4 protein-coding genes and 1 pseudogene are annotated in these 6,414 nt (G+C 72.0%); 2 read left to right on the top strand and 3 right to left on the bottom strand.

Annotation, left to right across the window (positions count from 1 at the left end):
• The 3 genes from ACY5KJ_RS16300 to ACY5KJ_RS16290 form a co-directional block, all read right to left on the bottom strand.
• Positions 1 to 3,246, bottom strand: a 3,246-nt coding sequence (locus ACY5KJ_RS16300) for a LuxR family transcriptional regulator (protein ID WP_462203761.1), incomplete at its 3' end; no start/stop codon positions are given.
• A gap of 122 nt (positions 3,247 to 3,368) precedes the next feature.
• Positions 3,369 to 3,668: a DUF4193 family protein gene (locus ACY5KJ_RS16295; protein WP_462186756.1), complete on the bottom strand. Its 300-nt coding sequence runs from the start codon at positions 3,666 to 3,668 to the stop codon at positions 3,369 to 3,371.
• A gap of 432 nt (positions 3,669 to 4,100) precedes the next feature.
• Entirely contained in the window at positions 4,101 to 4,490 is a 390-nt protein-coding gene (locus tag ACY5KJ_RS16290) for a GroES family chaperonin (RefSeq protein ID WP_035908101.1), read from the bottom strand.
• Between the two features lie 422 nt (positions 4,491 to 4,912).
• Here ACY5KJ_RS16290 and ACY5KJ_RS16285 point away from each other — a divergent pair, with 422 nt between their 5' ends.
• Both ACY5KJ_RS16285 and ACY5KJ_RS16280 read left to right on the top strand, forming a co-directional pair.
• Positions 4,913 to 5,578 (top strand): hypothetical protein, encoded by a 666-nt coding sequence (locus ACY5KJ_RS16285; RefSeq protein WP_462203760.1) that lies wholly within the window; start codon positions 4,913 to 4,915, stop codon positions 5,576 to 5,578.
• 232 nt (positions 5,579 to 5,810) lie between these two features.
• Positions 5,811 to 6,414 (top strand): annotated as a pseudogene (locus tag ACY5KJ_RS16280) (hypothetical protein); the annotation flags it as partial.

Raw genomic sequence — 6,414 nt, 5'->3', positions numbered from 1 at the left:
GGCCATGACCGGTCCGCCGTCGGTCGGCGTCCGCGGATTCACCGCGGCGGCGGACGCCATCGTGGCCAGGGCCCGCAGAGTCGACACGAAGAACGGATGTGCGGCGGAGAGACCGGGATGGGCATCCAAGATCGCCAATGGTTCGCCACCGAATTCGAGGAACGGGCCAGCGAGTCCCTCGTCCTCGGCGAGCGCGAGGGCACGCGCCAGCAGGTCGGTGGCACGCCCGTGGTCGTCACGCCGCGCGGCCGCCACCGCTGCCACCACACATGCCGACACCACCGAACCGCCTCCGCCGCCATCCGCCCGCAGCAGAGCCGCCACCGCGTGCTCCGCTCCCTCTAGATCAGCGCACGCGAGGTTCGCCCGGGCCGCCGCGAGCGCGAGAGCATGGTCCGGCCGGCGGGTGTCGGCCAGCTGTCCCAGCAGCTGCCGGGCAGCCTGGGCGTTCCCGACGGCGATCAACAGGTCGGTCTCGGCGGCGCGCCACAGCGACAGGCACAGCGGCGGTCCGGCCGGCCGTCCTCGCGACGCCAGGAGACGGCGGGCAGCCCGCACATCGTCCGCCTCCCCACGCCGGCATCGCGCCCTCGCCTCCAGCACGACGATCAGATCGAGCAGGTATGGAGGATGCGCCGGGGTGAAGGCCATCCGCGCGAGGTCGAGATGGTGCGTGACGCGCACGTCGTCGACCCGGGCGGCCGCCACCATCGCATGGGCGAGATGCGCCTCGACCAGGCCGGCCGGCATGTCGGTCAGACCATCCGAGGATGCGGGGACGGCCGTGGGATCGACCGGGCTGGCAGTGATCACAGCGGCGGTGGCGACCGCCACTGCCGCGCTGGACTCGGCCTGCCGCAATCGACCTCGCAGCACGTAGGCGAGAGCCATCGCCCCGGACGCCGATGCCTCGACCGTCCGCAGACCGCCATCCCGGGCCGCCGCCATCGCCTCCCGCAACGCCTCCAGCGCCAGGTCGGGACGGCCGAGCCAAAGCTCCGCCTGCCCGCGCGCACACCAAGCCACAGCCGCCACGATCCCGTCGGGACCACCCACGCCCCCGCCACCGCTGGTCGATCGCGCGACGATCCCGGCCGGGCGGTCCGGCTGGGCCCCACCGACGACGGAGCCGGGGCGGGCCGCGCTTTCCCCAACGTGATCATGTCGAACACCGGACGGCTCCAGTCCGGGACCTTCGGCGCCCCCGATGGCCCCGATGGCCCCGATGGGACCGGCAGGACCAGCAGGGCCGGCAGGGCCGGCAGGACCAGCGGGCAGGAACCGGGGATCTCCCGGCGGCCGCACGCCGACGGGCGGTCGTGGCCGGACCTTCCCCGCGGCCTCCGCCCGCCCCGTCACGCCGGCAACCGCCGGATCAACCGGCTGTGGCACGGCGCCCGGCCTGCCCGGGGACCGTAGCAACCGGCGGGTGATACTCAGCATCTCCTCGCACGCCCCGGCGAGCTCCGCCCGGCGCAGGTCGACAAGATCGGCTCGGACCACGAGCGCGCGACGACGGGACACGACCGCCGCGGCGATGCTCCCCCGGGCCACCTGCAGGCATCTGGTGGCCGCCCCCACCTGTCCCTGGCCCAGCCGGCCCACGGCGGCGACCAGTGCGCACTCCGGCGACCACAAGGCCGGGGAGTCCGGCATCGCCGTCATGATCGAGCTGAACCCCGCGGCGCCGCCGTGCAGGGCGTCCACCATCTCGGGCCCATCGACGAGCAGGCAGGCCGCGTACCACCAGTCCCCGGCATGCGCGGCGTGATGTACCGCATCCGTCGTCCGACGGTGCGCGGCGAACCAGATCGCGGCTCGCAAGTGGAGCTCATCGGTGTCCTCGTCGCCGTCCGCGGCCAACGCGGAACGCAGCACCGCGGCAAGCAGCCGGTGAAAGCGGAACCATCCGCCGTCGTGGTCGAGCTCAACCACGAAGCCGTCGGCGCGCGCGAGTGCCGCCAGAACTTCCTTCCCGCTCACCCGCGCACCTACCGTGGGTGCCGGCGTGTCCCCGGGGCCGCACTCGCCGGGCGGGCCCATCGCCATGCTCGCGGCGTCGGCGTCGGCGTCCGGCGGCGGCGCGGCACGCGAGCCGGTATCCGCCGCCAGGACGCCCGCATCCATCCGCTCGGCCGCGACGGCGTCCGCCAGCGGCCCGGTCATGCGCTCCAGGACACTGGTCCGCAGGAGGAAGCGGCGTACCCGCGGCGGCTTACCGGCTATCACCTCGGCCTGCAGGAAATCGGCGATCGCGGGATGGCCGGCCACGGCGCCGGACAAACCAGCCGTGTCACCGAGGCCACCGGACGGGGATGCGACGGCCGCTTCCCACCGCCCATCCGCCCCCGGCAGTGGTCGTCGCTCCCGTGCGGCGAGCGCCCCGGCCGCCAGCCGCAGCCCGGCCGCCCAGCCCTCGGTGACGTGCACGAGACCGCTCACCGTCGCGGGCGACGCCGTGATCTCCTGCCGGCCCGTGATCTCCTGCCGGCTCAGGAGGGCGGCGGCCTCCGCCCGGGTGAAGGCGAGATCCGTCGGGCCGATCTCGGTGACCCACCCGGCAGCCCGCAGCCGGTGCAGCGCCACGGGCACCGTCCGGCCCACCAGAATGATCCGGGCCCGGTCCGCGGCCGCGTCGATCAGCAGTTCGAGGCCGTCGAGGTCCGAACGCCGGGTGATCAGATGCACGTCGTCGAGGATCAGTATGAAGGACGCCGGGAGGTCGGCGAGGATGTTGGCGAGCCATCGGTAACGCCGATCACAAAGATCGTCGGCCGCGGGACCGTACCGGCTCCCAAGGCCCTCACCGGCCGGGAGCAGACCGTGTCGTCCCAGCCCGTGCAGCAGCTGCGGCCACAGTGGGAGGCCCGGCTCCCCGCCACGCGGGCCGGGGACGACCGCCGGATCGACCCGCACCCACACGATCGGCGTCTCCCCACGCCGGCCCGCGGCCCAGGCCGCGACCAGCACCGTCTTGCCCGAGCCGGCCGGGGCCCGCACCACCGTGAGGGGCAGGGCGGTAGCGGCGTCGAGTGCGTCGAGCAGCCGTGGTCGATCGACATGACCCGGCGGGGTCGGCGGGGGGACGAACCGGTTCAGGAGCAGCGGCAGGCTTTCGGGACCGTCCGCGGGATCCTCCTCCCCGGGACGGAGAGCGGCATCCTCCGGACGGAGGGGCCGCCGACCCTCAAAGACGGCGGGACGGGTCCGGACGGAACCGGACATCGGTGACTGTTCGTCGAGCATCCGCACCACCCCCAGCGACAAGCTCGCGCTAGGTAGTGGTACGCCTACTCGGGCGACCGGGCAACCGGGCAACCGATCCGCACCGCCCGCCGTCGAGGGACACCCCGCCCGGGACCCGGCCCTCAGGCCGCGCAGTCCGAGCAGACGACGTGACGGACGTCCGCGAGCTGGCTGCGGTGCTGCACCAGGAAGCAGCGGGTGCAGGTGAACTCGTCGGCCTGCCGGGGAAGTACCCGCAGCGACAGTTCCTCGTCGCGTACCTCCGCATCCGGAAGGCCCAGCTCGGCCTCGAGGGCGTCCATGTCGTCCCCCAGGTCCGCTGCCGCACCGGCGCGCTGCGCCTTGAGCGTCTCCAGGCTCTGTTCCTGGAGCTCGTCCTCCTCGACATCCGTGCTTCGCCGAGCGTCGAAGTCACGAGCCATGCGTCTCCTTCCTTTCCCTGCCATCGTTCACCCAATGGGTATGCCAACCCATCGGTCTTGGGTTTGGCCGAGCGTGAGGAGCCATGGAACACGGCACCTCAGGACATCGGCTGGTTACAGTACGCAGTGACCCCAAGGATTGAGGTGACGCGATGCCCTGTGTCCGCATTTCCGGGTGCCTCCACCACATCCAAGGGTCCCGGCCGGAACGCGGATCTCCAGAGCCGAGCGAACGATACGGGGCGGAACCGCGTCAGGCCAGACAGCACCAGGCTGGCGCGGTGTCACTCCCGCCACAGCCATGATCAAATATCACGACTCCGGTGGACCGCCCGCATCTCGATCGATGCGGCACCGTACACCACCTGGACGCCGCGCCGTCATCGGATGGTCGGAAAGGGCCACGCAAGCCTGGGGGCCGACCAGTCGGATCTAGAGATACAGACCTGTCAGGCCATCGTCCAACCGCTCCGCCGCGACGGCGTGCACGTCCCGCTCCCGCAACAGAACGTAGGTGGTCGAGTGCAGCTCCACCTCGGCCCGGTCCTCGGGGTCGAACAACACCCGATCGCCAACCTGGATGGTCCGCACGGCCGTCCCCACCGCGACGACGTCCGCCCAGGACAGGCGCTTCCCCATATGCGCGGTCGGGGGGATGACGATGCCCGCCTTCGACCGCCGGTCCACGGAATCCTCACGCGGCTCGACCAGCACGCGGTCGTGCAGGAGCCTGATTGGCAGCGCGCCGGACTGCATGACACCCGATTGCGTGCCCACCCCAGCCGCGCCGACCCCGTTGACACCGCCGGACACAACGTTCACAGGGTCGGACACTACCCGCCTTCCAATCACCGGTGACACCCCAGGCGGCATTTCACGACCGCCCGATCGACCGACCACGTCCGCCGGCCGGGACTTCCCACGCCTCCCGGCCGGCATCCACACACCCCACACCTCCCCACCGGAGGGCCCGCCCGGCCGTCCTGATTCCCCGCCAACGTTCCGCCGGGGAATGCCCTCGGGTGACGGGACGCGACGGAGAACGCGATACCCCCACTTCGCCTTATCGGAGCAGAGCCAGCCGAACCTCCCCGGATGGGGAATGGTCTCCCAACGCGGTATAAGCTGCCGCCCATCGCCGCCCGGGCTGGCGCTGACGGGGGGCGAGCCGGTCACCCCTCGATCGTCCGTTGGCGCCCAGGTAACCGTCGGCACGTAACGAACCTCAGGGATGGGGCACGATCATGGCATTGCGCATCAGCGTCGACCTCGATGGGCTACGCTGGGCCGATCTGTTCCGCTTCGTCGATCTCGCCCGCAGCGGCGGCATCAGCGCGGAGGACCAGGTTGACGTCATCACCTACGGCAGTGACCCGATGTCGGTCAGCCTGTCGGCCCGCATCTACCCGGTCTCCGAGGGGTTCCTCTCCACGGAGCAGTCGGACGCATCCGGCGACAGCATGCGCGGCGCCCCGCTCTCGGTCAGCCCCGGGTCCGGCAGCCCCAACGGCTCGGGGTTCGCCTACGACGGTTCCACCGACCGCACAGCCTCGGCCAACGGTGCCCACTACCCGGCGTTCGACAACGCCGCGGACCGTGCGGTCCCGCAGAGCAGCAACGGCCTGCCGTCCTCCTACGGACCCGGGTACGACGGACCCGCCGAGCGGGGCCTCCAGGCGGCGGGGGGTGGGCACTACCCCGCGTTCGACGGCCAGCCCGACCGCATGCCGCCGGGTGCCGGCGGGCAGTTCGCGGGTTTCGAGCCGTTTGACCGGTCCGCGCCAGGCAAGGAGCCCGGAGGTGCCTCCGGGCAGGTCGAAAGTCCCTACATCGAGGAGTTCGCCAGGCTTCAAGAGGGTCTGATGCGGCAGGTCCGCCGCACGGACGAGGTCCGGCCGGACCGGTCCTGATCTGCGATTAGCGCCTCCACGCGGCCACGCCGTCCGGACTCCGGCTCGGCATGACCATGCGGCCCGTCCCGGCGAACCCGCTTCCCATCCTCACCGCACGTAAGGGAGAGGGAACCATCAGCGGCATCTGGCACCGCGGGTCAGAAGCGGAACGTGAGTCAGCAGTGACGGTGAACCCGAACGGGCTACACCCTTCGTGCCCGCTGGCCCGCTATGGTGCATGCTGCCGGTGATGGAGGATTCGCGCCTTGCTGACGTCGAGCAGTATCACGGGCGACTGCGCTCGGAGCTCGACGTCATCGCCCGTGGGCCGGTCCTGGTCGGCCCGAAGATTGTCGAGCATATTCACTCGCTGATCACCCTCATCGACCTTCATCAGCCGAATGAGTTCGACCTCTGTCTGAGCTGCGACCGTCTCTGGCCCTGTGCGTCGATCATCGCGATCACCGGCATGTCACCGGGCGCCGCACCGGACAGCCGGGCGGTCGACGAGGAGGATGAGCAGGCCGCGGGCATCGGGCGAGCGGTCGCCGGACGGGCATCCGGCCGATCGGGTCCGGTCGCGTCTCCCGACGCGGAACACCCCGGCCCGGATCCCCGGCCGGTGGCCCCCGAGGGGCGGGGAGCCCGTCCCGGGCCACCCCACCGCGAGCACCCCGCCACCGGCGACGAGGCCAGGATGTTCCCTCCGGCGCGCCCCGCGGCCAGGCCGCCCGCGCCACCGCCGCCACCGCAGTCACCGGTCAGGCCGCCTGCCCCAGTTCCTGGACAGTTCCCCGAGCCGATGCCCGGGGCAGCTGCCCACCTGTCCATGGGGTCCCCGGCGGACTCCGACC

It is taken from the genome of Frankia sp. CcWB3 (assembly GCF_977927595.1).
This window is presented reverse-complemented; position numbering and strand designations above follow the sequence as displayed.